This is a genomic window from Accumulibacter sp. (assembly GCF_031732815.1).
Classification (GTDB): domain Bacteria; phylum Pseudomonadota; class Gammaproteobacteria; order Burkholderiales; family Rhodocyclaceae; genus Accumulibacter.
This window is the reverse complement of sequence record NZ_JAVMKF010000003.1, coordinates 1-26,674: the sequence shown is the minus strand read 5'-3', so window position 1 is coordinate 26,674 and position 26,674 is coordinate 1. Positions and strand designations below refer to the sequence as shown.

Annotated in this window: 27 protein-coding genes; 10 read left to right on the top strand and 17 right to left on the bottom strand. The window is 63.5% G+C overall.

The annotated features are described in order from the left end of the window. Positions 1-11: 11 nt before the first annotated feature. A complete protein-coding gene (locus tag RKP46_RS00235; protein WP_311104765.1) occupies positions 12-428 on the bottom strand; it encodes a CopD family protein in 417 nt (138 codons plus the stop codon). Next, positions 416-1,327, bottom strand: a complete 912-nt coding sequence (locus RKP46_RS00230; RefSeq protein WP_311104764.1) for an SDR family oxidoreductase — start codon at positions 1,325-1,327, stop codon at positions 416-418. The genes RKP46_RS00235 and RKP46_RS00230 overlap by 13 nt, the downstream gene beginning before the upstream one ends. Positions 1,328-1,366: 39 nt before the next feature. On the opposite strand from RKP46_RS00230, the gene RKP46_RS00225 reads away from it, so the two are divergent. Further along, positions 1,367-2,440 carry a CDP-6-deoxy-delta-3,4-glucoseen reductase gene (locus tag RKP46_RS00225; protein ID WP_311104763.1) on the top strand — a complete coding sequence of 358 codons (1,074 nt, stop codon included), beginning with the start codon at positions 1,367-1,369 and terminating at the stop codon, positions 2,438-2,440. Continuing rightward, the gene (locus RKP46_RS00220; RefSeq protein WP_311104762.1) at positions 2,433-3,608 is read left to right on the top strand and encodes an HDOD domain-containing protein; all 1,176 of its coding nucleotides are present in this window, start codon (positions 2,433-2,435) and stop codon (positions 3,606-3,608) included. The genes RKP46_RS00225 and RKP46_RS00220 overlap by 8 nt, the downstream gene beginning before the upstream one ends. 12 nt (positions 3,609-3,620) lie before the next feature. Here RKP46_RS00220 and RKP46_RS00215 read toward each other — a convergent pair whose 3' ends face one another. The 7 genes from RKP46_RS00215 to ilvD all read right to left on the bottom strand — a co-directional run bounded on the left by RKP46_RS00215 (position 3,621) and on the right by ilvD (position 11,165). Next, on the bottom strand, positions 3,621-4,325 hold the full coding sequence (locus tag RKP46_RS00215) for an ABC transporter ATP-binding protein (protein WP_311104761.1): 705 nt from the start codon (positions 4,323-4,325) through the stop codon (positions 3,621-3,623). Positions 4,326-4,340: 15 nt separating this feature from the next. After that, positions 4,341-5,117: an ABC transporter ATP-binding protein gene (locus RKP46_RS00210; RefSeq protein ID WP_311104760.1), complete on the bottom strand. Its 777-nt coding sequence runs from the start codon at positions 5,115-5,117 to the stop codon at positions 4,341-4,343. Between the two features lie 2 nt (positions 5,118-5,119). Further along, positions 5,120-6,193, bottom strand: a complete 1,074-nt coding sequence (locus tag RKP46_RS00205) for an ABC transporter permease subunit (protein ID WP_311104759.1) — start codon at positions 6,191-6,193, stop codon at positions 5,120-5,122. After that, positions 6,190-7,113, bottom strand: a complete 924-nt coding sequence (locus tag RKP46_RS00200; protein ID WP_311104758.1) for a branched-chain amino acid ABC transporter permease — start codon at positions 7,111-7,113, stop codon at positions 6,190-6,192. The genes RKP46_RS00205 and RKP46_RS00200 overlap by 4 nt, the downstream gene beginning before the upstream one ends. 197 nt (positions 7,114-7,310) lie before the next feature. Further along, the gene (locus tag RKP46_RS00195; RefSeq protein ID WP_311104757.1) at positions 7,311-8,618 is read right to left on the bottom strand and encodes a branched-chain amino acid ABC transporter substrate-binding protein; all 1,308 of its coding nucleotides are present in this window, start codon (positions 8,616-8,618) and stop codon (positions 7,311-7,313) included. A 170-nt stretch (positions 8,619-8,788) separates the two neighbouring features. After that, on the bottom strand, positions 8,789-9,094 hold the full coding sequence (locus RKP46_RS00190; RefSeq protein ID WP_311104756.1) for a c-type cytochrome: 306 nt from the start codon (positions 9,092-9,094) through the stop codon (positions 8,789-8,791). Positions 9,095-9,308: 214 nt separating this feature from the next. After that, a complete protein-coding gene (gene ilvD, locus RKP46_RS00185; protein WP_311104755.1) occupies positions 9,309-11,165 on the bottom strand; it encodes a dihydroxy-acid dehydratase in 1,857 nt (618 codons plus the stop codon). An 81-nt stretch (positions 11,166-11,246) separates the two neighbouring features. On the opposite strand from ilvD, the gene lgt reads away from it, so the two are divergent. From lgt to ppk2, 4 genes are all read left to right on the top strand, one after another. Next, positions 11,247-12,044, top strand: a complete 798-nt coding sequence (gene lgt / locus RKP46_RS00180; protein ID WP_311104754.1) for a prolipoprotein diacylglyceryl transferase — start codon at positions 11,247-11,249, stop codon at positions 12,042-12,044. A 39-nt stretch (positions 12,045-12,083) separates the two neighbouring features. Further along, the gene (locus RKP46_RS00175) at positions 12,084-13,472 is read left to right on the top strand and encodes a malonyl-CoA decarboxylase (RefSeq protein ID WP_311104753.1); all 1,389 of its coding nucleotides are present in this window, start codon (positions 12,084-12,086) and stop codon (positions 13,470-13,472) included. Positions 13,473-13,536: 64 nt separating this feature from the next. After that, positions 13,537-14,013, top strand: a complete 477-nt coding sequence (locus tag RKP46_RS00170; RefSeq protein ID WP_311104752.1) for a VOC family protein — start codon at positions 13,537-13,539, stop codon at positions 14,011-14,013. A gap of 210 nt (positions 14,014-14,223) precedes the next feature. Further along, the gene (gene ppk2 / locus RKP46_RS00165) at positions 14,224-15,318 is read left to right on the top strand and encodes a polyphosphate kinase 2 (protein WP_311104751.1); all 1,095 of its coding nucleotides are present in this window, start codon (positions 14,224-14,226) and stop codon (positions 15,316-15,318) included. 154 nt (positions 15,319-15,472) lie between these two features. On the opposite strand, the gene RKP46_RS00160 is transcribed toward ppk2, so the two are convergent. Beyond that, positions 15,473-15,916 carry a cache domain-containing protein gene (locus RKP46_RS00160; RefSeq protein ID WP_311104750.1) on the bottom strand — a complete coding sequence of 148 codons (444 nt, stop codon included), beginning with the start codon at positions 15,914-15,916 and terminating at the stop codon, positions 15,473-15,475. Between the two features lie 247 nt (positions 15,917-16,163). Between RKP46_RS00160 and RKP46_RS00155 the strand changes: the two genes are divergently transcribed. Both RKP46_RS00155 and RKP46_RS00150 read left to right on the top strand, forming a co-directional pair. Next, positions 16,164-18,188 (top strand): NADPH-dependent 2,4-dienoyl-CoA reductase, encoded by a 2,025-nt coding sequence (locus RKP46_RS00155; protein ID WP_311104749.1) that lies wholly within the window; start codon positions 16,164-16,166, stop codon positions 18,186-18,188. A gap of 98 nt (positions 18,189-18,286) precedes the next feature. Further along, positions 18,287-18,874, top strand: a complete 588-nt coding sequence (locus RKP46_RS00150; RefSeq protein ID WP_311104748.1) for a TetR/AcrR family transcriptional regulator — start codon at positions 18,287-18,289, stop codon at positions 18,872-18,874. A 72-nt stretch (positions 18,875-18,946) separates the two neighbouring features. Here RKP46_RS00150 and RKP46_RS00145 read toward each other — a convergent pair whose 3' ends face one another. From RKP46_RS00145 to RKP46_RS00115, 7 genes are all read right to left on the bottom strand, one after another. Next, the gene (locus RKP46_RS00145) at positions 18,947-19,306 is read right to left on the bottom strand and encodes an STAS/SEC14 domain-containing protein (protein ID WP_311104747.1); all 360 of its coding nucleotides are present in this window, start codon (positions 19,304-19,306) and stop codon (positions 18,947-18,949) included. Positions 19,307-19,496: 190 nt separating this feature from the next. After that, complete coding sequence (locus RKP46_RS00140) at positions 19,497-20,678, bottom strand: acetyl-CoA C-acyltransferase family protein (RefSeq protein ID WP_311104746.1); 1,182 nt, start codon at positions 20,676-20,678, stop codon at positions 19,497-19,499. 25 nt (positions 20,679-20,703) lie between these two features. Then, positions 20,704-21,630, bottom strand: a complete 927-nt coding sequence (locus RKP46_RS00135) for a CobD/CbiB family protein (protein ID WP_311104745.1) — start codon at positions 21,628-21,630, stop codon at positions 20,704-20,706. Then, a complete protein-coding gene (locus RKP46_RS00130) occupies positions 21,627-22,817 on the bottom strand; it encodes an ABC transporter ATP-binding protein (RefSeq protein WP_311104744.1) in 1,191 nt (396 codons plus the stop codon). The genes RKP46_RS00135 and RKP46_RS00130 overlap by 4 nt, the downstream gene beginning before the upstream one ends. After that, the gene (gene modB / locus RKP46_RS00125; protein WP_311104743.1) at positions 22,808-23,476 is read right to left on the bottom strand and encodes a molybdate ABC transporter permease subunit; all 669 of its coding nucleotides are present in this window, start codon (positions 23,474-23,476) and stop codon (positions 22,808-22,810) included. The genes RKP46_RS00130 and modB overlap by 10 nt, the downstream gene beginning before the upstream one ends. Before the next feature lie 143 nt (positions 23,477-23,619). Then, the gene (modA, locus tag RKP46_RS00120) at positions 23,620-24,396 is read right to left on the bottom strand and encodes a molybdate ABC transporter substrate-binding protein (RefSeq protein WP_311104742.1); all 777 of its coding nucleotides are present in this window, start codon (positions 24,394-24,396) and stop codon (positions 23,620-23,622) included. A gap of 4 nt (positions 24,397-24,400) precedes the next feature. Beyond that, the gene (locus tag RKP46_RS00115; protein ID WP_311104741.1) at positions 24,401-25,108 is read right to left on the bottom strand and encodes an aldehyde dehydrogenase family protein; all 708 of its coding nucleotides are present in this window, start codon (positions 25,106-25,108) and stop codon (positions 24,401-24,403) included. A gap of 222 nt (positions 25,109-25,330) precedes the next feature. Here RKP46_RS00115 and RKP46_RS00110 point away from each other — a divergent pair, with 222 nt between their 5' ends. Together RKP46_RS00110 and RKP46_RS00105 are read left to right on the top strand one after the other, a co-directional pair. Then, positions 25,331-26,110 (top strand): IclR family transcriptional regulator, encoded by a 780-nt coding sequence (locus tag RKP46_RS00110; protein WP_311104740.1) that lies wholly within the window; start codon positions 25,331-25,333, stop codon positions 26,108-26,110. A gap of 148 nt (positions 26,111-26,258) precedes the next feature. Next, a partial coding sequence (locus RKP46_RS00105; protein WP_311104739.1) for a helix-hairpin-helix domain-containing protein occupies positions 26,259-26,674 on the top strand: 416 nt, incomplete at its 3' end.

The following is a 26,674-nucleotide window of genomic DNA, read 5'->3' as shown; positions in this document are numbered from 1 at the left end:
GGTTGGCGGCTTCAGAAGGGTTTGAGAACCGCAAGGTAAGTCGCTGCCAGCAGCGCGAGCACCGGCATCTCATTGAACCAACGAAACCAGACGTGTCCGCGCCGGTTCTGTCCCTGCCGGAAGCTCTGCAGGATGCGGCCACAATAAGCATGATAGGCGACCAGGAGCAGGACGAGCGCTGTCTTGGCGTGCAGCCATCCGCCCGCGAAGCCGAAACCCAACCACAGCCAGAGTCCCAGCGCAATCGCCAGCACGCCAATCGGCGTCATGAAGCGGTAGAGCTTGCCGGCCATCAGGAGCAGTCGCTCGCGCTCGGCGACGCTGTGCGGTTCTACCATTGCCAGATTGACGAAAATGCGCGGCAGGTAGAACAGGCCGGCGAACCAGCTGACCACCATCCACAGATGGAGCACCTTTACGATGAGCACTGCTGCTTCCTTTCTCTCCAGGCGGCGTCGAGGCCATCGCGCACCTGTGGATAACGCAAGGTGACGCGTAGCTCACGCTTGATCCGCTCATTGCTCAAGCGCCGCGATTCACGCATGAACGAGAGCTGGACGGCCGACAATTCCTGCTCGGCTGCGCCTGGCGTGAGGCGCGGCGGGCGCGGCAAACCGAAACGGTCGGCAACCAGATCGAAATAGTCACCCATTCTGATTTCCGAATCGTCGGTCGCATTGTACGCCCGGTTGCATCGTCCTCGGCGCAGCGCGGCACACGCCAGCCTGGCCAGATCATCGGCATGAATGTGATTGGTGAACACATCGTCGTCGGCGCACAGGACGGGCTTGCCTTCGGCCAGACGGGCAAGCGGAAGGCGTTCTGCGGCATAGATTCCCGGGGCGCGCAGGATGCTGACGACGACTCCGCGGCGGCCGAACGCGCGCAACTGGCGCTCGGCGTCGACCCGTCGTCGGGCACGTGCGGTCGTTGGCTGCACGGCGCTGGTTTCGTCTATCCGACGGCCGGCACAGTCGCCATAGACGCCGGTCGTGCTTATATACACGATTCGCTGTGGTAGACTGCGCCCACGGGCGAGGGCGGCGAGCAGTTGGCGAGTACGCCGATCGCCTTGCCAGGGGCTGGCGACGTCCTCGCCGAGGGTCGATGGGGGAGCAAGGTGAACGACAACATTGGCCAGGCCGGCGATTCGCCGCAAGCTGTCCGGCTGATCGAGATCGGCGACTACCGGGTGCGCGCCTTGCGAACGCCAGAACGAGCGCTGTGTCGCATCGCGAATCAGCGCCAAGACATGGTAGTGGCCGCGCAGATGCGGCAGCATGCGGCGCGCGATGTCGCCGCAACCGACAATCAGCAGCTTTTGCACGGTGCGATTCTTCCGGGTTCAGACATCAGCGTATAGGCAATGGTTTATCAGGTCACCATTCAGGAAAGTCAGCGTGCTTTTCTGGTCGAACCGGACGAGACCATTCTCGCCGGGGCGTTGCGGCAAGGGGTCAGATTGCCGTACGGATGTCGCGAAGGCGTGTGCGGCGCGTGCCGGGGGCGCGTGCTGCTTGGTCAGGTCGAACACGGCGAGGCACAGTTCGCGGTGCTCAGTGCAGTGGATCGGCAAGCGGGTCTGGCGCTTTTCTGCTGCGCCAGAGCGCGCAGCAATCTGAGCATAGAATGCCGCGAAGCTGCAGCCGGCAATGATACTCCGATTCGCACCCTGCCGGCGCGCATCGTCAGACTTACCCGTGCTGCTCCCGATGTCATGCTCGTTGACCTCAAGCTTCCCACCGGCGACCGGCTGGAGTTCTGTGCCGGTCAGTACATCGACATCCTGCTCGGCGAAGGTCGGCGGCGCGCTTTCTCGCTGGCCAATTCGCCGCAGGCGGACGGCTGTCTGCAATTGCACGTGCGCCACATCGTCGGCGGACGCTTTACCGATCGCCTTTTCGGCCAGATGAAGGAGCGTGACATTCTGCGTCTCCGCGGCCCCTTTGGCAGCTTCTTTCTGCGCGACGCGCCCGACAAACCGGCTGTGCTGGTCGCCGGAGGTACCGGCTTCGCGCCGGTCAAGGCAATCGTCGAGCAGGCGATTGCCGAGGGTAGTTCGCGCGCGCTGCATGTCTATTGGGGTGGGCGCCGGCGCGCCGACCTCTACCTGCTTGAGCTTGCCGAGGGATGGGCCCGTCAGCATGCCAACATCCGGTTCGTTCCGGTCCTTTCGGACTCGCTGGAAGACGATCGCTGGAGCGGCCGCACGGGTCTGGTGCATGCAGCGGTGATGGCCGATTGGCCGCAGCTTGCCGGCTGTCAGGCCTATGTTTGTGGTTCGCCGGCGATGGTTGCCGCCAGCCGCAGGGATTTTCTGGCCCGCTGCGGATTGCCGGGAGAAGACTTCTTTGCCGATTCCTTCGACTTCGCGGCCGATACAATTGGGGCAATCGGCGCCTCCGATGATGCCGCGGAAAGGGTAGAAGACCATGCGTGAAGTTTTCCTGTCGCACCAGTCGATGGTCAATCGTCAGAGCAGGATCATTGCCACGCGCCTCGTGTTGAACCTCGATGGCGGGGCGGCCATGGCTGACGCAGTGGGCACGCTCAACGCGCTTGCCAGTGTCTGGCCGCCCGGCGACAAGCCACTTTTCATCAGTTGTGGCAAGGCGAACTGCACGGCCGAGGTACTTGACTGGTCGCCGCCGAGGAACGCGGTGATCGAGATTCCCGCTGCCAGCCTGGTTGGCGACCACGCTCCAGCCTTGCTCAGCGCATTGCAGGTGTGGCAGCCCAGCGTCTGTCTCCAGTTTGATTCCGCTGCCGTTCAGGCGCTGTCGGCAGCCGTCCAGTTTCGCTTTATCGGTTTAGACGCGCAGCAGTTCAGCCTGCCACAACTGAAGATGCTGGGTGCACGCACGCGAGCGCTCGGCATCGGCATTGCATTCAATGTCGAGAGCAGCAAGGATTTTCACGCCTGCCTGGACGCAGGCTTGAGCGCCGCGTGTGGCTGGTTTTTCACAAAGGGGATCAATCAGTCGGCCAAGACGCTGACGCCCGGACAGGCGAACATCGTGCGCGTGCTCAATCTTGTCCGCAAGAACGCGGAAATCCGCGAAATTGAAGCGATCCTGCGCCAGGACGTGGCGATCTCCTACAAGCTGTTGCGCTATATCAACTCGGCGGGCTTTGGTCTGTCGTGCGAGATTCAGTCGTTCCGCCATGCGGTGAGCATCCTCGGCTATGACAAGCTGAACCGCTGGCTCTCACTGCTGCTGGCCACGGCCAGCAAGGATCCGATGGCCACCGCGCTGATGCACACCGCCTTATGGCGTGCGCGTCTGCTCGAACTGCTGGCGCACGGCCTGGTTGACCGCTCCGAGTACGACAACCTGTTCATCACCGGCGCTTTCTCCTTGCTCGATATCCTGCTCGGCATCAGCATGGAGCAGGTGCTCGAAACGATGCGCCTGCCGGATGCCATTTCCGACGCCCTGCTTGGCAACGGCGGCCGCTACGGGCCTTTTCTCGACCTGGCGTTGGCCAGCGAGCGTGCCGATGGCGCGGGAATGGCCGCGCAGGCGGCGATGCTCGGGCTGCGCGCGGACGCAGTCAACCGCGCGCAACTGCAGGCTTTGGCGTTTGCCGAATCGATGGAGTTCTAGGCGCGCGGCGATTCACTCGCCGAGATAGGCAGCTCGCACCTTGGGGTCGGCGAGCAGTCTGGCCGATTCGTCGGTTAGGCTGATCGTGCCGCTCTCCATGACGTAGCCTCGCTGACTGACTTCCAGCGCCAGCTTGGCGTTCTGCTCGATGAGCAGGATGGTCATCCCCTGGCTGGCGACCGTGCGGATCACCTCGAAGATCTTCTGGACCATGATCGGCGCCAAGCCCATCGACGGTTCGTCGAGCAGCATCAACTTCGGCTGGCTCATCAGCGCACGACCGATCGCCAACATCTGCTGCTCGCCTCCGGACAGGGTTCCGGCCACCTGCTGCGCGCGTTCGGCGAGGCGTGGAAACAGGCTGAAGACGTGTTCCAGATCGCCTTCGACCGCCTGCTTGTCGTTGCGGCTGAAAGCGCCCATGCGCAGGTTCTCGCTGGTCGTCATGCGCGGGAAAATGCCTCGCCCCTCGGGGACCAGCGCGATGCCCTCAGCGACCAACTGATGCGCCGGCAGTGAGAGAAGCTCCTTGCCGCGGTATCGAATGTTTCCACCGACTGGATTGACCAGTCTGGCCAGCGCGCGCAGCGTGCTGCTCTTGCCGGCGCCGTTGGCACCGATCAGTGCCACCATCTCACCTTCGGCGACATGAAAACTGATTCCGCGAACTGCCTGAATTCCCCCGTAGGAAACGCGCAAGCCATTGACTTCGAGCATATCTGATCCGTTTCTTCAGGCCAGTGAGCCGCCAAGATAAGCCTCGATGACGCGCGGATCCCGTTGTACGACCGCTGGCACGTCTTCGCAGATCTTCTCGCCGTAGTCGAGCACGGCGACTCGCCCGCACAGCCCCATCACCAGTTTCACGTCGTGTTCGATCAGCAGGACGGTCACTCCGTCCCGGCAGATTCCCTCAACCAGGACGCGCAGGGCGTCGGTTTCTGTCCCGTTCATGCCGGCGGCAGGCTCGTCGAGGGCGAGCAGCTTGGGTTCGGTGGCAAGCGCACGGGCAATCTCCAGGCGCCGCTGATCGCCGTAGGACAGGTTCTTGGCGTAGTCGTGCGCGCGTTCGTAGATGCCGACGTAGTGCAGGAGTTCTTCCGCACGACGGGTGATCGCTGCTTCTTCGGCGCGCGTCGTCGAGTTGCGCGTAATCGCCCCGAGGACTCCGGCGCGCGTCCGCAAGTGGCGCCCAACCATGACGTTTTCGAGCGCCGTCATGTTGCCAAACAGACGAATGTTCTGGAACGTGCGCGCGATCCCAACCTCCGCTGCCTTGTGCGGGGCATCGGCTGCGAGCCGCGTGCCGTCAAAGACGAAATGCCCGCTTTCGTTCCTGTAAAGACCCGTCAGGCAGTTGAAAAAGGTTGTCTTGCCGGCGCCGTTTGGCCCGATCAGGCCATAGATTTCGCCCCGCCGAATCGTCAGTGAGACATCGTGCAGCGCCTTGACCCCGCCGAAGTGCTTGGCAACGGCATGCGCTTCGAGAAGAATCTGTTGCGTGCTCATGGTCAGTCCGTGCTTTCGGACAGCTCTCGCCGGCGCTGCGGTGAGGGCCACAGTCCGGCTGGGCGAAAACGCATGACCAACACCAGAGCCAGGCCGAAGACAAGCATGCGCAGACTCTCCGGGTCGATCAGCATACGCCCGAAAACCATCTTCTGAAGAGGTTCTATCCCGTAGCGTAGTGCCTCCGGCAGGCCGGTCAGGAGCACCGCACCAAGAATTACGCCGGGAATATGTCCCATTCCCCCCAGGACAACCATGGCCAGGATGGTGATCGACTCCATCAGCGAGAAGCTCTCCGGGCTGACAAAGCCCTGCATGGCGGAGAAGACGCCGCCAGCGATGCCACCAAACGAAGCGCCCATGGCAAAAGCGAGCAGCTTGATGTTGCGTGTGTTGATACCACACGCCTTGGCAGCCACTTCGTCTTCGCGAATTGCCTGCCAGGCGCGGCCGATGCGGGAGTCCTGCAGGCGAATATTGATCACGATGACCAGAATGGCCAGGGCAACAAGCAGGAAGTAGTACTTCTGTGGTCCGCTCAGCGTCACACCCAGGACGGTGCTCGTTTGCGACAACGAGAAGTCGCCGATGCGGATCGGATCGATCAGAGTAATTCCCTGCGCGCCGTTGGTGATGTTTATCGGTGCATTCAGGTTGTTCATGAAGATGCGGATGATTTCCCCGAAGCCCAATGTGACGATTGCCAGATAGTCACCGCGCAACTTGAGTGTGGGCGCTCCGAGCAGAACGCCGAAGATGCACGCCAACCCGGCGCCAAACGGCAGGATCACCCAGAAGGGCAGGTGAATGGCAAAGTGCGGCGAGGCGAGCAGGGCATAGGTGTAGGCGCCCACGGCATAGAAGGCAACGTAGCCGAGATCGAGCAAGCCTGCGTAACCGACGACGATATTCAGACCGAGCGCCAGAAAAACATAAAGAATGGCGAAGTTGGCGATGCGCACCCAGGCCTGTCCGCCGAGAGCGGCAACGAAAGGCACGAGGAGGAGTACGACACCGATCAGCAGCAGAGCCAGCCAATGCTGGTGCCGCCCCAGGGGTTTGACCGCGTTGCTCATGCCCGATCTCCAGTGCGCTCGCCAAAAAGACCCGATGGACGAAACATCAGGACGATGATGAGGACGATGAAAGCAAAGATGTCCTGATAATGGCTGCCGAGGAAATCGCCGGTCAGATCGCCGATGTAACCGGCACCAAGCGCCTCGATGATGCCGAGCAGCAGGCCACCGGCCATCGCTCCGGCGAGGTTGCCGATGCCGCCGAGAACGGCCGCGGTGAACGCTTTCAGGCCAAGCATGAAACCCATCTGGTAGTGGGCGATTTCGTAGTAGGAGCCGACCATGCAGCCGGCAATGGCGCCCAAGGCCGAGCCGATGACGAAGGCCATGGCAATCACGCGATTGATATCCACTCCCATCAACGACGCAACCTGCGGATTCTGTGCGGTAGCGCGCATGGCCATGCCGATGCGCGTGCGGTGCACCAGGTAGATCAGGCCGATCATCATGAGCGCTGCAAGAAGGACGATCGACACCTGGACGTTGGTGAAGCTCGCTCCAGCCAGGTCGTAAATCTGCTTGTTGATCATCGGGGGAAAGGTGATGTAATTGCGCCCCCAGATGATCATCGCCACGTTCTGCAGGACGATCGACATGCCGATCGCGGTAATCAGCGGGGTCAATCTTGGGGCGTGGCGCAGCGGGCGATAGGCGACGCGTTCGAGTGCCCAGCCCAGCACCATGCAGACCAGCGTCGAGACGACCAGTCCGAGGGTGAGGATCAGCAAGGGCGGCATTCCCGAACCGGCAAGCGAGACGATGACTGTGAAGGCGACCATCGTGCCGATCATCACCACTTCGCCGTGCGCGAAGTTGATCAGCCCGATGATGCCGTAGACCATTGTGTAACCCAGGGCAACGAGGGCATAGACAGCGCCCAACGTGACGCCGTTGATCAGTTGCTGGATGAGAGTATCCATGGTCAGATTTTTCGCACCAGATTATCGCGTGACAGGCATCGTGCGCGGACCGCCAGCGTGCTGCGGAGCGCTGCCGGAGAATCGCCCCCGGCTGCGCACGACATGGCTGGACAGTTGCCGCCAGCTGGCAAGTGCCGGCACGGCAGCCAGGCTGCCGTGCCGCGCGCTGCGAGGCTTGCCCAGCCTCTTGCGACAGGTTACTTCTTCGCTTCCGGAGCCGGAGCCGGAGCCGGAGCCGGAGCCGGAGCCGGAGCGGCGGCCGGCGCAGCGGCCGGTGCGGCAGCGGGTGCCGGCGCGGCTGCTGCCGTACCGCCTTCCGTCTTCAGGGTGACCAGCTTGCCATCCTTGATCTCGAAAACGGTGATTGCCCCGTTCTTGATGTCGCCCTTCTCGTCAAACACGATCTTGCCGGTAACACCGTCATACGCGGTCTTGCCGACTTCAGCCAGGTACTTGGCCGGGTCGACCGAGTTCGCCCGCTTCATCGAGTCGATCAGCACCATCACGGCATCGTAGCTGTACGGCGAATAAATCTGGATTTGGCCGTACTTCTTGGTGAAATCTTCGACGAACTTCTGACCATTGGGCAGCTTATCAACCGGCAGCCCGGCCTGCGTGCAGATTACGCCTTCCGATGCAGGTCCGGCCAGCTTGATCAACTCCGGCGAGCAGCCGCCGTCACCCGTGGTGAACTTTGCCTTGATGCCCAATTCCTTCATCTGCTTGAGCATCGGACCGCCGACTGCATCCATCCCGCCGAGGAAGATGACATCCGGGTTCTTCGCCTTGATCTTGGTCAGAATGGCTTTGAAGTCAGTCGCCTTGTCATTGGTGAATTCACGCGCGACGATGCTCGCCCCGGCTTCCTTGGCGGCCTTCTCGACCTCGTCCGCCAAGCCCTGACCATAAGCCGTGCGGTCGTCGATGATGGCTACCTTCTTCGCGCCCATATCCTTGGCGGCGTAGGTCCCGACGACCGAACCCTGCTGAATGTCATTCGCCATGACGCGGAAGGTTGTCTTGAAGCCCTGCTGGGTGTACTTCGGATTGGTGGCCGAGGGTGAGATCTGCGGCAGTCCCGCCTGATTGTAAATCGCCGAGGCGGGAATCGTCGTGCCCGAGTTAAGGTGACCGACGACGCCGGCGACCTTGGCATCGACCAGTTTCTGGGCGACGACCGTACCCGTCTTCGGATCGGCCTGGTCGTCCTCGCCGAGCAGTTCGAACTTGATGACCTTGCCGTCTATCTCGATCTTCTTGGCATTGGCATCGTCGACCGCCAGGCGTGCACCGTTCTCGTTGTCCTTTCCGAGGTGCGCGATGGGACCGGTCAGCGGGGCGACATGGCCGATCTTGACGACCATCTCGGGCTTCGGCGCGGGCGCTGCGGCGGCGGGCGCGGGGGCTGGGGCGGCAGCCTTGGGTTCCTCCTTCTTACCACAGCCAATCACCGCCAGCGAAGCAGCCAGAACGACAAGTACACCGGGAATACGTACATGGTCCATGAGTTTTACCTCCAATGTTGTGGTGTTACTGGGATGGCGAACGGGCGATTGTCCAAGCACATCATGACCTTGTCAACATGCGCGTGGCTGCGCGAGCACTTCGCCGGCTGCTCAGGCGGCACAAAAACAAAAAAACCGGCCAGCGGCCGGTCTTCTTGCTGCGCCGAAGATCACTTCTGGCTGAGAATCCACTTGACCAGTTTGGTGGCTTCTTCCGGCTTCACAGCAGCGTTTGGCGGCATCGGTACCTGACCCCATACGCCCTTGCCACCCTTGATCACCTTTTCCGCCAGCATCGCTTCGTCCTTGGCCGTGTACTTTTTCGCCACATCCTTGTAAGCCGGGCCGACCAGCTTCTTGTCGATGGCGTGGCACGACAGGCAGTTCTTTGACTTGGCCAGGGCTTCATCGGCCTGGGCGACGCCGGCAGACAGGATGCCGGCCGCAGCCAGCAGGCACACGTGGATCGCTTTCATGCTCTTACTCCGTTCGGATGGGTGGGTTGAAACAGTCGGATAGTATTTCACTTCGGGCAAGTTGGGAAGACTGTTAACGTACCTTGCCGGGAGCGCCTACCACCAGCCGCTAAACGCACCTGAGCTGCCCTCGTTGACGCTTCGGTGTGGGCGAGACGCGCAGTCGCCGGAGGTCTGGCCGCGCCCGCCGAGCGCTCCGGCTCAAGCGCGCCGGTCACCGTGCCTGGATCTGCCCGAGATCGCGTACGGCCCCGGTTGCCGCCGAGGTGGCGAGTAGCGCATAGACCTGCAGGGCGTGCGAAACGACGCGCTGGCGGGGAACCGCCGGCTGCCAGGCGGCATCGCCGCGGGCGAGCATTGCCGCCCGGCGGGCTGCCAGTTCGGCCTCGTCGAGTGCCAGGTGAATGCGCCGCTGCGGGATGTCGATTTCGATCACGTCGCCGTCAAGCACCAGGCCGAGCGCGCCACCTTCGGCGGCTTCGGGTGAAACGTGTCCGATCGACAGGCCGGAGGTGCCGCCCGAGAAGCGCCCGTCGGTGAGCAAGGCGCAGACCTTGCCCAGTCCTTTCGCCTTCAGATACGAAGTCGGATACAGCATTTCCTGCATTCCGGGTCCACCTTTCGGCCCTTCGTAGCGAATCACGACCACCTCGCCCGGCTTGACCTGATCGCCCAGGATGGCGTTCACGGCGTCGTCCTGACTTTCGAAGACGCGCGCTGTGCCGCGGAACAGCCAGATGCTCTCGTCGACGCCGGCGGTTTTGACGATGCAGCCGTCGCGCGCGATGTTGCCGTAAAGAACGGCGAGGCCGCCATCCTGCGAATAGGCATTGGCCTGATTGCGGATACATCCGCGGGCGCGGTCGAGGTCGAGGTCCGGGTAGTGCCGGTCCTGGGAGAACGCCGTCTGCGTCGGAATCCCGCCGGGCGCCGCTTTGAAGAAATCGAGCACGTGTCTATCCTGCGTGCGCCGCACATCCCAGGTATCGATCGCTTCGCCCAGGCTGCTCGCATGCACCGTCGGAACGTCACGATGAATCAGGCCGGCGCGCTCGAGTTCGCCGAGCAGGCCGAAGATGCCGCCGGCACGGTGCACGTCCTCGATGTGGTAGTCGGGCGTTGCCGGAGCGACCTTGGCCAGGCAGGGAACGCGGCGCGAGATGCGGTCGATGTCTGCCATCGTAAAGTTGACGCCGGCTTCGCGCGCTGCGGCCAGAATATGCAGGACGGTGTTTGTCGAACCGCCCATCGAAACGTCCAGCGCCATGGCGTTCTCGAAAGCGGCGAAGCTGCCGATGCTGCGCGGCAGCACCGAGGCGTCGTCGTCCTCGTAGTAGCGCCGACAAAGCGCGACGATGCGGCGGCCGGCCTGGACAAAGAGGCTTTTGCGCTCGGCGTGGGTGGCCAGCAAGGTTCCGTTGCCGGGCAACGAGAAGCCCAGTGCTTCGGTCAGGCAGTTCATCGAATTGGCGGTAAACATGCCTGAGCACGAGCCGCAGGTGGGGCAGGCCGATCGCTCGAACGAGTCCACCTCTTCGTCCGAACAGGCGGTGTCGGCACTCTTGACCATTGCATCAACGAGATCGACGGCAATCAGCTTGCCCCCCCAGTTCACCTTGCCGGCCTCCATCGGGCCGCCCGAGACGAAGATGGTCGGAATGTTCACCCGTAGTGCGGCAAGCAGCATGCCGGGCGTGATCTTGTCGCAATTCGAGATACAGACCATCGCATCGGCGCAATGCGCATTGACCATGTACTCGGCCGAGTCGGCGATCAGGTCGCGCGAAGGCAGCGAGTAGAGCATCCCGTCGTGCCCCATCGCGATTCCATCGTCGATTGCAATGGTATTGAACTCCTTGGCAATGCCGCCAGCCGCCTCGATCTCGCGTGCGACCAGTTGCCCGAGATCCTTGAGGTGAACGTGACCGGGTACGAACTGGGTGAATGAATTGACGACGGCGATGATCGGCTTCCCGAAGTCGCCGTCGCGCATTCCGGTAGCCCGCCAGAGCGCGCGCGCGCCGGCCATGTTGCGGCCATGGGTGGATGTGCGTGAACGATAGTGGGGCATGGCAGATCTCCAGGCAAGCGCGCTCGAAGGTGGGAAGGATATAATCGGGATTCTATCCGAAAGCTCTGAGGTGTTACCGGCGTGCTGATTCATCCTCAGTTCAACCCTGTCGCGCTGTCGCTTGGTCCGCTCAAGGTGCACTGGTACGGGCTGATGTATCTGCTTGCCTTCGCCCAGTTCTGGTGGCTTGGCCGTCGACGCATCCTCCGGCAACCGGCGGTGATCAGCCAGGGGTGGACGCTCGGACAACTCGACGATCTGCTCTTCTACGGTGTACTCGGCGTCGTCCTCGGCGGTCGTCTGGGACAGGTTCTATTCTACGAACCTGGCTATTATCTGACCCAGCCGCTGGAGATCTTCGCCCTGTGGAAGGGGGGCATGTCGTTTCATGGTGGTTTGCTCGGCGTTCTTGTCGCGATGGCCGTGTACGCCCGGAAGAGCGGTCGGGCCTGGATCGACCTGACCGACTTCATTGCCCCGCTAGTGCCGCTGGGCCTTGCCTGCGGCCGCCTCGGCAACTTCATCAACGGCGAACTCTGGGGCCGGGTGGCCGATCCGGACCTGCCGTGGGCAATGGTCTTTCCGCACGTCGATGGCTTGCCACGCCATCCCTCGCAGCTCTATCAAGCGGGTCTCGAGGGGCTCGCGCTGTTTGCCATACTCTGGCCATTAGCGCGCAAGGGCACGCCACGAGGTGCGATTTCGGGGGTTTTCCTGATCGGTTACGGCGTCTTCCGCTGGGTTGCCGAGTATTTTCGCGCGCCTGACGCGGGGATCTTCGGGTTTTCGCATACGGTGAGCATGGGGCAGTGGTTGTCACTGCCAATGATCCTGGTTGGACTCGCTTTTGTCGTCTTCGCCTATCGCCGTGCCGACTGATCCGGCTGGCACACCGGGCGCAAGACAGAGGAGAAGAAAATGCCTGCAGGAATCGTCAGTCGCGGACTGAGCAAGGTGCGCACCTTGCTCGCTGAGGGAAGCGGCTTGCGTCGTCTGGAAGGGAAGGAGCTGGCGCGCACGCGCGACCTGCTGCACGAATGCGCGACGGCAGTCGGCGGTGAGGTGTCGGCCAGGCAACGCGCCGTTCGTCTGGCCGACACGTATCTGCGCCTCGACGACGCGGGACGCAGCAGCTTCCTGCGGCTGATCGCCACCGAGTTCGGGCCCGATCCGGATCAGGTTGCGACGGCGCACGCTGCCTACCTGGCGGCGATTGGCAGCGACGCGCAATGGACGGCCGAATCGAAGCTGCGCAACGCCATGCGCTCGCCCCGCCTGCGCATACTCACGCAGTTCAATGCGCTGCCGCAGGGGGTCAAGTTTCTCGTCGATCTGCGCGCCGATCTGCTGCGCTATGCCGAACAGGACTCTGCGCTGCAGTCACTCGACCGCGAACTCGAGGCCCGCCTGGGGGCGTGGTTCGACGTCGGCTTTCTCGAACTGCAGCGGATCACATGGAGTTCGCCGGCGGCGCTGCTCGAAAAGCTGATCGAGTACGAAGCGGTACACGAAATCCGCTCGTGGAGCGATCTGAAGAACCGGCTCGACTCCGATCGCCGCTGCTACGCCTTCTTCCATCCGCGCATGCCGATGGAGCCGCTGATCTTTGTCGAGGTCGCCCTGACTGACCACCTGGCCGACAACGTTCAGGCGCTGCTCGATGAGCAGGCTCCGGTTTTCGATGCACAGCGCGCCAGCACAGCGATCTTTTATTCGATCTCGAACACCCAGGTCGGCCTGCGCGGCGTTTCCTTCGGCAATTTTCTGCTCAAGCGGGTGGTCGAGGACTTGAAGCGCGATTATGCGCGGCTGACCACTTTTGCTACGCTCTCGCCGCTACCCACCTTCAGGCGCTGGGCCGAGAAGAGCCCGGAGGAGTGGCAGAAGGCGTTCAGCGCGGCCGACCTCGAACGCATCGGCCGACATCTGGCGGCAAATGACCCACCGGTCACTGCTGCCGAGGACTTGCGCACGCTGCTTGCCGGCGATCGCTGGGCCGAAGACACGCGCCTGGTGCGTGCTCTGCAGCACGGACTTGCTCGCCTGGCCGCGCGTTATCTGCTGAACACCGGTCGTGGCGGGCGGCCGGTCGATCCGGTGGCACGCTTTCATCTCGGTAACGGCGCGCGCATCGAGCGCCTCAATTACCAGGCCGACTCGTCGGCACGTGGTCGCCGGCAATCTTATGGAATGATGGTCAACTATCTTTACGACCTGGATTCGATCGAAGAAAACGTCGAAGCCTTTTCGCGCGACGGGCAGCTTGCCTGTGCCGCCGCCATCCGCCGTTCTGCCCGCGACGCCTAGTCGCCTAGTTGGTCGGCGGCAGAACCTTTTCATGCAACCTCCTCACATCCAGAAAGACCATGCAATGAATCAACAGCGTCCTTTCAAAGTTCTCGGTATTCAACAGATCGCCATTGGCGGTCCTGACAAGATGAAACTCCGCCAGTTGTGGGTCGACATGCTGGGGCTCGAGATCACCGGCAATTTCGTCAGTGAGCGCGAGAACGTCGACGAAGACATCGCGGCGATGGGCAAGGGCCCGTTCAAGGTCGAAGTCGATCTGATGCAACCGGTTGACCCGGAGAAGAAGCCGGCTGTGCATGCCACGCCGCTCAATCACGTTGGGTTGTGGATCGACGACCTGCCCAAGGCGGTTGAATGGCTGACTGCCAACGGCGTGCGTTTTGCCCCGGGCGGGATTCGCAAGGGTGCTGCCGGTTTCGACATCACCTTCCTGCATCCAAAAGCCAGCCCGGAGTTTCCGATCGCCGGCGAAGGTGTGCTGATCGAACTGGTGCAAGCTCCGCCTGAGGTGGTTCAGGCGTTCGCCGCGCTCGCCTGAGCGAGGCCCTGCGACCGGCGCCTGGCGCCGGGAATTTCGCTATCCGGCACCGGCCGGGACCCTTCGGCAGCGAAGCGTCCCGGCCGAAATTCTTGCCGGTCCAGCAAAGCTTGCACGTTTTGTGCGCAAGAGTGTTCATTTCCGCGGAAAAAGAGACGATAATTGGCGCCCCAGGCCAGTCAGACGCAAAACCACACAATGGAGGCACCAATGAGTGAAGAAAAGCCCGTCTCGGGTGATGAATTGCCGGCCAGTCAGCCAGCCAGCACCGCCAGCGAGGCCGAGAGCCCGGCGCCCCCCCCGGCGGCCGAGAATGCGGTGCCAGCCAAGGCGGCAGCCAAGGCAGCCGGCAAGCACACTTCAGCAAAGGGTAACGGCGGGAGCAGCGGACAGAATGCCCCGACGAAGAAGGCTGCGGGCAAGGCGAAAGCGCAGGGCGAGAGCAAGGCGAAGTCTGACGACAACGGCAAGGCGGCCAGCGCCGAGGAAACGACGGCTGACGCATCGGCGCGCAACGGTTCGCGCAAGCCTGCGCTGAAATTGAAGTTCTACGAAGAGACCCTGGCCAGGTTGCAGATTGAACTGGTCAAGCTGCAGGAGTGGATCAAGTTCAAGAAGCTGAAGGTCGTTGTCCTGTTTGAAGGACGCGACGCTGCGGGCAAGGGTGGAACGATCAAGCGTATCACGGAGAGCCTCAGCCCGCGGGTGACGCGCGTCGTCGCATTGCCGGCGCCTACCGATCGCGAACAGACGCAATGGTATTTCCAGCGCTATGTGCAGCACCTGCCAGCCGGCGGCGAGATGGTCCTGTTCGACCGTAGCTGGTACAACCGCGCCGGCGTCGAACGCGTCATGGGGTTCTGCACCGACGAGGAATACCGCGAGTTCCTGCGCACCTGTCCCGAATTTGAGCGGATGCTCGTTCGCAGCGGAATCATTCTGATCAAGTACTGGTTCTCGGTGAGCAACGAAGAGCAGGAGCGGCGTTTCCAGAAGCGCATCTTCCATCCGGAGAAGCACTGGAAACTCAGCCCGATGGACCTCGAATCGCGCGCGCGCTGGGTCGAGTACTCGAAGGCCAAGGACGCGATGTTCGCGCATACCGACATCAAGCAGGCGCCTTGGTACGTGGTCGACGGCGACGACAAGAAGCGTGCTCGCCTGAACGTGATCACTCACCTGCTCAACATGATCGATTACGAGGACCTGACGCCGGAACCGATCGTTCTGCCGCCGCGGCAGAGCGAACACGGCTACGTCCGGCCGCCGATCTCTGATCAGACCTTCATTCCAGAGATCTACTAGGGCCAGAACAGCGGCCTGGGCCGCCGGCGTCAGCGTTCCGGCGGGCAAGCTCATCTGGCAAACGCGCCCGCGGGAGGATCAGGTCTGATCCTCCCGCGGGCGTCGTTCTGGCGAGCCCGCGGGCGGCGCGGTACCCCGGCTGGCGTGCCGACAACTACTTGTAGTAGCCGACCGCGCAGACCTGATCGCCGACTTTGGTGACATAAGCCACCTTCGCTACCGGTTCGGTTTGTCCCGGACGCGGCCACATGTAAGCGACTTCGGCAATAGCGCCCTCGCTGGCGGCGGCGTACACCTCGGCGCCGAGCGGCTTGCCGGTCTTGTCCTTCAGGTCCTTCAGGCTCTTGCCGAGGAGCGTCGGGTGGGCGGTGAAGTTGCCGTCCGGGCCTCCGCAATAGGGGTAGAGGTCGCGGTCCTTGAAGCCGCCCTCGCCTTTGGCAAACATTCCCAGCGCCTTTGCCTTGTCGGCTTTCACGGCGGCTACAGCCTTTTCGAGCATGGCCTTAGCCTCGCCCGGTGTGCCGAACTCCGTCGCCCAGGCCGTCCCGGCAAAACCGAGAGCGGCAAGAGTCGAAACCACTGCCAGTTCGCGTCGCATCGAAACCCTCCTTGTCAAGTGATTGTAAATTTCCCAGGCTGTACATCTGACCGGGCAGCAAGCCGGCACGCGCAACCTGCCTGCCGGATGGTAGCGCAAATTCGACTCTGGCATGCGCGCTGGAGGACTCAATTTATTCAGTCCTCCCCCTTGTTCGCCATTGGTTGATCGGCGATAATCAAGCAAGCGTTTGCTTGAATTCGTTTCCTGTCATCGAAAGACCAACCCGTCCCAGGAGAAAGTCAGAATGTTCGCGAAAGCGTACCCGCACCTGCTCGCCCCGCTCAACCTCGGATTCACCACGCTGAAGAATCGCGTTCTGATGGGTTCGATGCATACCGGCCTGGAGGAATCGCCGCAGGGCTTCGCCCGCCTGGCTGCCTTCTACGCTGAACGGGCGCGTGGTGGCGTAGGCTTGATTGTCACCGGCGGCATTGCGCCCAACCAGGATGGCGTGGTGATGCCGGGTGCAGCGGTGCTGGAGAACGCAGCGCAGGCCGAGGAGCACCGGCAGGTGACCGAGGCGGTGCATCGGGCAGGTGGCAAGATCGCCCTGCAGATTCTGCATACCGGACGCTATGCCTACCATCGCGGTGCGGTTGCGCCATCGGCCAGCCAGGCGCCGATTTCGCCGGTTCGTCCGCGCGAACTCAGTGAACAGGACATCGAGCGTACGCTCGACGACTATGCGCGTTGCGCCAGCCTGGCCCGTCTCGCCGGCTACGACGGCGTCGAGGTGATGGGATCGGAAGGTTATCTGATCAATCAGTTCATCGCGCCGCAGACGAATCTCCGCGACGATGCCTGGGGTGGCAGCTTCGAGAATCGCATCCGCTTTGCCGTCGAAAGCGTTCGCCGAGTGCGCGCTGCGGTCGGTGTCGACTTCATCATCATCTTCCGTCTGTCGATGCTCGATCTGGTCGAAGGTGGCAGCACCTGGGATGAGATCGTCAGCCTGGCGAAAGCGATCGAAGCGGCTGGCGTGACGCTGATCAATACCGGCATCGGGTGGCACGAGGCACGGATTCCAACGATCGCCACGATGGTTCCGCGGGCGGCGTTCACCTGGGTCACCAAACGCCTGATGGGCCAGGTGGGCGTTCCCCTGATCACGACCAATCGGATCAATACCCCCGAGCTTGCCGAAGAGGTGATTGCCGACGGTTGTGCCGACATGGTCTCGATGGCCCGCCCGTTTCTCGCCGACGCGGACTTCGTCAACAAGGCGGCGGCCGGGCGCGCCGACGAGATCAACACGTGTATCGCGTGCAACCAGGCGTGTCTCGACGAAATCTTTGCTGGCCGGCCGAGTACCTGCCTGGTGAACCCGCGTGCTTGTCGGGAGACCGAATTGCTTATCGGGCGAACGACGGCAGTCAAAAGAATTGCCGTCGTCGGCGCCGGGCCGGCCGGCATGGCGTGCGCGCTGCACGCCGCACAGCGCGGTCATCAGGTGGCCCTGTTCGAGGCAGCCGGCGAAATCGGCGGGCAGTTCAATCTGGCTCGGCGCATTCCAGGCAAGGAGGAGTTTGGCGAAACCCTGCGTTACTTTGCCGTCCAGTTGGCGCGGGCCGAGGTGACGATTGAACTCGGCAAGTGGTGCCAGGCGGCCGACCTTATCACGGCCGGTTTCGACCATGTCGTACTGGCGACCGGGGTCACCCCGCGTCGCCCGCAACTGCCCGGTATCGAGCACGAGAAAGTCATCTTCTATACCGACCTCATCGAGGGATATCGCGTCGCCGGAGCACGGGTAGCGATCATTGGCGCGGGAGGTATCGGTTTCGATGTGGCAGAGTTCCTGACCCACGTGGACGACGATCGCGAGGAGATTGCACGCTTTCAGCAGGAATGGGGAATCGACGCCGAGTATTCCGCGCGCGGCGGTCTGGCGACGCCCCAGCCGGAAGTTGCGCGACGCCAGGTCTGGCTCCTGCAGCGCAAGGCAGGCAAGCCGGGCGACGGACTGGCGCGAACAACCGGCTGGATTCGCCGGACGCTGCTCAAGAAGCGCGGCGTGCAGATGCTTTCCGGGGTGACCTACGAGCGCATCGACGATGCCGGCCTGCACATCGTACTTGACGGTCAGGCGCATTGCCTGGCAGTCGACCATGTGATTATCTGCGCGGGCCAGGAGGCGCGCCGTGAACTCGAGGCCGACCTGCGCGCAGCACAGGTCCCCGTTTCCTTGATCGGCGGTGCCGATGTCGCCCAGGAACTGGACGCCAAGCGTGCGATCGATCAGGGTACGCGCCTTGCTGCAGTGCTCTGACCGGCTGGTCGCTCGCCTGGCGGATCGCTGCCGGGACGGCAACTGCGACTACGTGCCGCTTGCTTGCCCGGCAGTCGGGGTGATGCTTGTGCCTGGCGATGACGGCTGAGCGCAAGCGGCAAGGCTCGGCGCTCGATGCGAATCGGCGCGACGAACTGCTGCGCGCGGCAGCACGCCTCTTCGTCGACAAAGGTTTCGCGGCGACGACAACGCGTGACATTGCCGAAGCCGTCGGCATGCGCTCGGGCAGCCCGTTCTATCACTTTCGCAGCAAGCACGAGTTGCTCAAGGCGGCCATGCTGGCCGGGCTGGATACCGGTCAGCGCCGCCTGCAGGCGGCGATCGCAGGAATTGATGATCCCGAGCGACGCCTGCGCGTGATGATTCGTACGCATCTGGGCAACCTGCTTGAAGGACAATGTCATGCGCCCATGCTGCTCAACGAAGCCCGTTCTTTGCAACCGGCCGCGCGGCGCGAGGTTGCCCTGCTCGCCGACAGCTATCAGCTTGTCTGGCAGCAAACGCTTGACGAATTGGTGACCCACGGCCGCTTGCGGCGAAGTGCGCCACCGGTACGCCTTTTTCTGTTCGGTCTGCTCAACTGGAGCAGTCAGTGGTACAGGCCAGACGGCAGGCTCTCGCTCGACGAAATCGCCGACGCGGCGGCCGACTTGCTGCTCAACTGAGACACCTCTGACGCGCCGCCATCCCGCCTGCTACGCGCGCTGTGCAGGCTGGCGATCGCCCTCAGCGGGAAATCAGGCCGCTGCTTCTTCGTCGTCGAGCCAGGCACGCGCCTCGCTTTCTTCGTCGAATATCTCGATGTCGGCATGCACGAAAATCTGCGACAGCCAGGCGCTCCAAGCGACCCACTGACTGTGCGTGAGCACGGCGATGCGACGGAAATCATTCGCATGAGCACGCGCGAAGACGATGTCTTCCCAGGCGACGTCAAGCGTGAAATCGGCCATCTCGCGCAGGTCGAACAGGAGGTCAACCTCGCCGACCAACGGGACAGAGGCGTTGACCGCGTATTCAAACTCCTTGTAGTCGGCCAGGGTGAATTCCGCATATACGGTAAGCTCGACGCGCTTGGGTTTCTGCTCTATGACGATCATCGCTGCCTCCCTCCAATCGCCTGCAAGTGTAGCACCAGTTCGCGCTTGCCGCCGGCCGTGGCGAGCCTTGCCAGTCGTGCGGCAAGGGCCTTCGGCACACCGTGCAGCGGCCTGCGGTTGCCGTCGCGCGTTCGGCCAAGGGAAAAAAAGACCCGACCGCGCTGCGGTCGGGTCCGTCCCAGTGAAACGCTCAGGCGCGTTCGAAGATCACCGCAATGCCCTGGCCTCCGCCGATGCACATGGTGACCAGCGCGTACTTGCCAGCGATCCGTTGCAACTCGTAAATGGCCTTGGTTGCGATGAACGCGCCGGAGCAGCCGACCGGGTGACCAAGCGCAATCGCGCCACCGTTCGGGTTGGTCTTCACCGGGTCGAGGCCCAGGCCTTTGGTGACTGCGATTGCCTGCGCGGCAAACGCCTCGTTGGACTCGATGACATCCATCTGGTCGAGTGTCAGACCGGCCTTCTTCAGCGCTGCCTTGGTGGCCGGGATCGGGCCTTCGCCCATGACGTCATTCGGTACTCCGGCAACGGCGTAGGAGACTAGGCGCGCAATCGGCTGGCGTCCGGCGGCTGCCGCGACATCGGCCGCGGCGAGGACGAGGAAGGCTGCGCCGTCGTTGATTCCGGAAGCGTTGCCGGCGGTTACCGTGCCGTCCTTGATGAAAGCCGGCTTCATTTTGGCCAGCGTCTCGACCGTGGTGCCGCCCTTGACGTGCTCGTCGGTGTCGAAAATGACATCGCCCTTGCGCGTCTTGAGCACGATGGGAACAATCTGCGACTTGAAGCGCCCTTCGGCAATCGCCGCTGCCGCGCGGCGCTGCGATTCGACCGCCAACTCGTCCTGCTCTTCCCGGCTGATGTTCCACTTCTTCGCCAGGTTTTCAGCGGTTACTCCCATATGGCCGACGCCGAAGGGGTCGTTCAGCGTCGCGACCATCATGTCGATCGCCTTGGCGTCGCCCATGCGCGCACCGGCGCGCATGGCCGGCAGCATGTACGAACCGCGCGACATCACTTCGACGCCGCCGCCGATGCCATAGTCTGCGTCGCCCAGCATGATGTTCTGCGCGGTGGTGACGACACCCTGCAGGCCGGACGCGCACAGACGGTTGACTGCCATGGCTACCGAATCCATCGACAGGCCGGCCTGAATCGAAGCAACGCGGGCGACATAGGCAAAGCGTGAGTCGGTCGGGATGCAGTTGCCCACCGTAACGTAGGTGATTTCCTGTGCGTCGACACCGGAACGGGCGATCGACTCCTTCATCACGATGCCGGCCAGTTCGTGCGGCTCCATGTTCGCCAGGGAACCATTAAATGTGCCTATGGCTGAACGGGCCGCGCTAAGTACAACGACTTCTCTGCTCATGAAGAAACTCCTGTAATAGAATCGATCAAACGCCTACCAGTCCGGCAAGCCCCAGTAGCAACAACGACAACACCCACAGCACGAGAGCCCGCCAGACCAGTCCGACGGCGCTCTCGATGAAGTCTACCTCTGCTTCTTCGCCGGTACCGAGGACAACCCGTTCGCTGATTGCGCGCGCTGCGTTGTCCGGCATTTCGAGACGAACCCCCAGCGCGCCGGCCCCGCTCGCCAGAACGATGCCCAGTCCATCGTCCGGAAAGCGGTCCGTTTGCGAACGCCAGCAATAGACGGCATCCTCGAAATTGCCGACGATGGCGAAGGTGGCTGCCGTAAATCGCGCAGGAAGCCAGTCAATGATAGCAAAGCTTCGCCGTGCGAAGCTTCCGAAGTCGTCACATTCGGTGTCTTGCCGCTTGCTCCAGGCCTCGGCAAAGGAGGCGCTGGTCCGGTAAAGGATGGCGCCGCACGGTCCTGGCAGGACGAGGAACCAGACCAGGACGGCAAAAAGGTGGCGGTGCGACGCGGCCAGCGTTTCTTCTATCGTCAGCCGTGCAAGGTCGGCCGGTCGCTGGCTACCCGTTGCACAGCCACGCCAGGCAGCGAGAAGTCCGGCTGCGCGCGCCGTTTCGCCTCGTCGCAAGGCGAGCAGTAGCGCATTGCAGCGATCGCCGAAGCGGCGAAAGCCGATTGCCAGATACAGAATGAAAACGTCCCACAGCCAGGCAAGCAGGGGGCTCATGCTATTCAGCAGCGCGCTGATCGCCGCGCCGGCGGCGATCAGTCCGCCGACTCCGATGCACCAGGCAAGTATCCCTTGCCGCCGCTCGCCGGCGCTGAGCCGGCTTTCCAGGAAGTCGGCCAGACGCGCCAAGGGCGTCTGCACAAAGCGGCCGTACGGCAGAGGCCGCAGGTATTCGACCAGCAAGACGGTCAGCAGCGAAAGGAAGCTCATTCGGAACTCCTGCGCGCCCGCGGCGCCGTTGGCTCGCCAGGCAAGGAACGAGGATAGCAGGAATCGACCCGGTCGACGGTGGCTGGGGCGCCGGCGGCAGCGTCGGCGGGCAGCAGGCGGATGGCCGACTTCTGCAATTGCAGCGCTACGACGGCGCCCGGGACAATGCTCCGGCGCATGGCAACCGATGCCCCGATGGCGAAGGTGAGGGCCGCCTCGCGCTGCTTGCCGACGCGCGCGGTGACCGTTGCGTGTCCCCGCCAGGCGAGTCGCTCGCTTACCAGCGCGTAGAGCGTGTTCTCGCGTTCGAGCTGGTGCTCGCGGACGAGCACGACGCCTGCTTCCGGAATGACCCAGCAGACGGCTTCGCCGGGGGTGAAATCGGCATGGTACGTCGCGCTCAGGCTGTGGCCCAGCCAATCGATGACCGTCGTGTCGGTCGCGCGCGACTGGTATACGACCTTGCCGACAAACAGGTTGGGCTGGTCGGTCAGGCGGGCGACCAGCGCGCTTGCCGGCCGTGCGAGCATTTCCTCCGGTGTTGCCGTCTGCAGCGTGCGGCCACGGTGCAGAACGGTCATCCGGTCGGCGAGCAGCGTTGCTTCTTCGAGGTCGTGCGTGACCAGAACGATCGGGATGGCCAGCGAGCGCCGGAGGTCGATCAACTGGTTGAGCAGTTTACGCCGGGTCACCCGGTCGACCGCCGAGAACGGTTCGTCGAGCAGCAGTACGCGCGGTTCGCGCGCCAGCGCACGGGCCAGCGCGACGCGCTGCTGTTGCCCGCCCGACAGTTCGTCAGGGCGACGGTGGTCGAAACCTTCGAGGTTGGCGCGCGCCAGCCAATGACGCGCGCGCCGCGCGCGCTCGTTCGCCGGCACGTCGGCGAGCGCCAGCATGACGTTGGCGAGCGCCGTCAAATGGGGAAACAAGGCGTAGTGCTGGAAGACAAAACCGACGCGTCTTTGCTGCGGCGGCAGGTCGATCCCCCGCCTGGGATCAAACCAGGTTTCCTCCCCGCAAACAACGTGCCCACTGGTCGGTCGGTGCAAGCCAGCCAGGCAGCGCAGGAGGGTCGACTTGCCGCTACCCGAGGGGCCGACCAGCGCGAGCAACTCGCCGCCTTTGCAAACAATGTCGGCGGCGAGCGGAATCGGTGCCGACTGTTCGATGTGCGCGCTCAGTCCCATCGGCCGGCACGCCTGCGACCGAGTCGGGAAACGAGTAGCACGGCGACAAAGGACAGGCCGAGGAGGAAGGCAGACATGCTGGCGGCAGCCGAATCGTTGAAGGCCTGCGCCTGGTCGTAGATGGCAATGGCGATCGTCTTGGTCTCGCCCGGCAGGCTGCCGCCGACCATCAGAACGACGCCGAATTCACCCAGCGTATGGGCGAAGCAGAGCGCGAGTGCCGCGGCGACACCTGGCCAGGCAAGGGGGAGTTCGATGCGCAGAAAGGTCTGCCAGCGCGATAGCCCGGAGACCCAGGCGGCCTCGCGAATTTCGCGCGGGATGGCAGCGAAGGCGCGCTGCATTGGCTGGACGGCAAACGGCAGATTGAAGATCAACGAGGCGGCGAGCAGTCCGTCGAAGCTGAAGACCAGCGTTCGCCCGCTCAGTGCGTGATAAAGCTGACCCAGCATCGACTCGCCACCAAAGCCGAGGAGCAGGTAATAGCCCAGCACCGTTGGCGGCAGGACGAGCGGCAGCAGGATCAGCGCCTCGAGCGCGCTGCGCCCGCGTGCGCTTGACCAGGCGAGCCAGCGTGCCAGCCAGATGGCGAGCGGGAGCAGCACGAGCGCGGTGGCACTCGCCAGTTGCAGCGAAAGCGCCAGGGCTTGCCAGTCCATCGCCCGCTCAGCTGTTGGCTGCAGGTCTACGCCGCGGCCAATCAGCAGCGTTGTTCATCGGCATGCTTCTTACTCGTCGCCTATCCAATTTAAATTTCCCGTCGGGTGCTGGTAGGGGTCGTGCGCCCTGGCCTGTCGGTGACTCAGTTTTCCGGCAGGAGGAAACCGTAGCGCGCGAGGACTGCGCGTGCGGCCGGTTGTTGCAGGTAGTCGAAAAAGTGTGCTGCCGCCTCATCTGCACCGCGCGTCAATGCCATACGCTGGCGGATCGGGGGATGCCAGGCGGCGGGAATGAGAACTGCGCTGCTGCGCCTCGCCAACTCGGGCGAACGACTGAGCGACCAGGCGACGATACCACCCTCAGCCGATCCGCTGAGGGCGAACTGGGCTGCCTGCGCGACGTTATCGCCGAGCACGAGTCTGCCCTGCAGCGCACTCCACAGACCGGCGTGTTCGAGCGCGGCGCGTGCGGCGCGGCCATACGGGGCGTGCTCGGGGTTGGCGATTGCCAGTCGCCGCAGGCGTCCGTCGGCGATCGCCGCGGCCAGGCCACTCAGTCGTTCGTCAGCCGTCAGTGGCGAGCCGTGCGGTACGAGCAGCGCCAAGCGGCCAATTGCGTACAGTCGACCGGTATCGCGCAGCCTTCCCTGCGCGGCGAGCCGCAGAACATACTCCTCGTCGGCCGAAATGAACAGTTCGAAGGGCGCCCCTTGGGCGATCTGTCGCGCGAAGTGGCCGGACGAACCGTAGGCAACCGATACCTGACGACCCGTTGTGCGGCGGTAGTCGGCGACGATTTCGGCGAGCGCGAACTGCAGGTCGGCTGCCGCGGCGACGGTTGTCGCCGGGCAGCGGCCGGGCAGGATGAGCACCGCCAGGCAAAGAAGCCAGGCGCGCCAGCCAGGCGTCGCGAGCGACACGCGTTCAGCCGACGATCGGCTTGCTGTGTCGCGCGGCGATCGCCTGTACCTCGCCGGACAGCGCGCTGTCGCCGGCGCATGCCAACCCGTCGACGGTGGCCAGCGAGCAGAGCGCCTCGACGACCTTCAGATCGCCGTGCAAGATGTTGTAGACGCCGGCCGGGAAGTCGCTGCAGGCGGTAAGCTCGGCCAGCGCAAAAGCGGCGGAAGGAGCCTGCGGACTCGGCTTGACGATCAGCGTCGCGCCCCCAAGCAGCAGTGGAACCGCCAGGCGCAGGGGGCCAAGGAGCGGTGCGCTCTGGTCACTGACGACGGCAGCGACGAGCGCTCGAGGCGTGCCGGGCGAGCCCTGTCCGGCGACGCGCAGGAGCGCCAGCGCGGCCTCGACCTCGGCCAGCGCAGCGCCCGAATCCTTCCCGCTTTCCTCGCTGATCAAACCGGCAAAATGCTCGGCAAGGTCGGCGAGTGCTTCACCTAGCGCTGCGAGCAGCGCTGCCCGTCGCTGCGGGCTGCTGGCTGACCAGTCGTCAAGCGCGGCGCGGGCCGCTGTGGCCGCCGCCAGCGCCTCGCGCGCGCCGCACAGTGGCGTACGCCGCCGGGTTTGACCGCTGTGCACTTCGCGCACTTCGCAAAAGGCCGGGGCCATGGTCAGAAAAGCGTGTCCGTTGATCCACAAGGGGATTGCCTGGATCTCGCGGCTGGCGTGCGTCATCGATCAATCTCCGGAACTGTTCGTCGACCGGCTTGCCGACCGGCGTCGCACGGCAAAGGCGGGCCGATGGTCGTCTGCCGACAGACAAGGCGCAGGGCAAGGCGCATGATGGTAAGATACTGCCGTATGACGCGGGGAGGCTCGGCGGTAGGCAGAACGTGCACTGTGAGCGTGCAATGTTAGTCTCCCGCACGGCAAAACGGAAGGTTCGAAGCGACAGCGATGGCGGAACAGCAGGCAGAACAGGGCTCCATTCAGGTCATTGAGCGCATGATGTCGCTCCTCGATACCCTGGCCCATGCGTCCGATCCGGTCAGCCTCAAGGTCTTGGCGCAAAGCACTGGTCTGCATCCGTCGACCGCACACCGGATTCTCGCTGCGATGACCGGGTCCGCACTCGTCGAACGGCACGAGGCGGGAACGTACGCGCTGGGCATCCGGCTGCTCGAACTGGGCAACATCGTCAAGTCGCGGATCAGCATCCGGCAGATTGCCCTGCCGCACATGCAGCAGTTGCACGAGTTGATCGGCGAGGCGGTCAATCTCGGAATCCGGCTGGAAGACGAGATCATTTACGTCGAGCGCACGTCCAGCGATCGCTCGCTGCTGCGCGTCGTCTACCTGGTTGGTGGGCGTGCGCCGCTGCATCTCACCTCGGTTGGAAAACTCTTTCTCGCGGCCGACGGTCTGAGCGAAGTCCGCGCCTACGCCCGACGCACCGGCCTTCCCGGCAAGACGCAGCACTCGCTGACGCGGCTCGACGCGCTGGAAAGAGAACTCGACAAGATCCGCCGGCACGACTATGCCGACGACAACGAGGAGGCGGAGATTGGTTTGCGCTGCATTGCCGCACCGATCCGCAACGACGAGGGACAGGTCGTCGCTGGTCTGTCAGTTTCGGCTCCGGCCGATCGCCACAATCCGGAGTGGGTCAAACCGGTAAAGGCAACTGCCGGTGCGATTTCGCAGGCGCTCGGCTACCGCAAGCCGGTGCGCCGATGACCGGGGCGGCGGATCGGTCATACTCTTCGGCTATTTCTGGCCGCTGGTCAACGCCAGCCGACCGGTGGCCGTTCATGGTATTTGCAAGACACGGGCGACCGCGCCCGGCCCGGTGATTCGCCCAACCCATCCCAACTGGAGGAGTTCCATGCCCAAGATCATTACCCTGTTGCTTGCCCTGCTGATGGTGACGTTGAACGCTCTTGCCGGCGTCAACGTGAATACCGCCAACGAGAAGGAACTGCAGATGTTGACCGGTATCGGCCCGGCGAAAGCCAAGGCGATCATCGACTTCCGGACAAAGAACGGCGAGTTCAAGACGGTGGATGATCTGCTCAAGGTTCCCGGCATCGGTCCGGCCGTGCTCGGCAAGATGAGGTCCGACGTGACCTTGAGTGGCGCAACCACCGGTAAGGCAAGCGCGGCGACGGCCGCTCCGGCGGCGAAGGCGGCAGCTCCGGCCGCCGCCGCCAGTACGCCGACTGCGGCCAGCGCGCCGGCGGCAGCCTCTGCACCAGGTGCGGCGGCGCCGGCCAAGCCGGTGACCTCGGCTGCGCCGGCAAG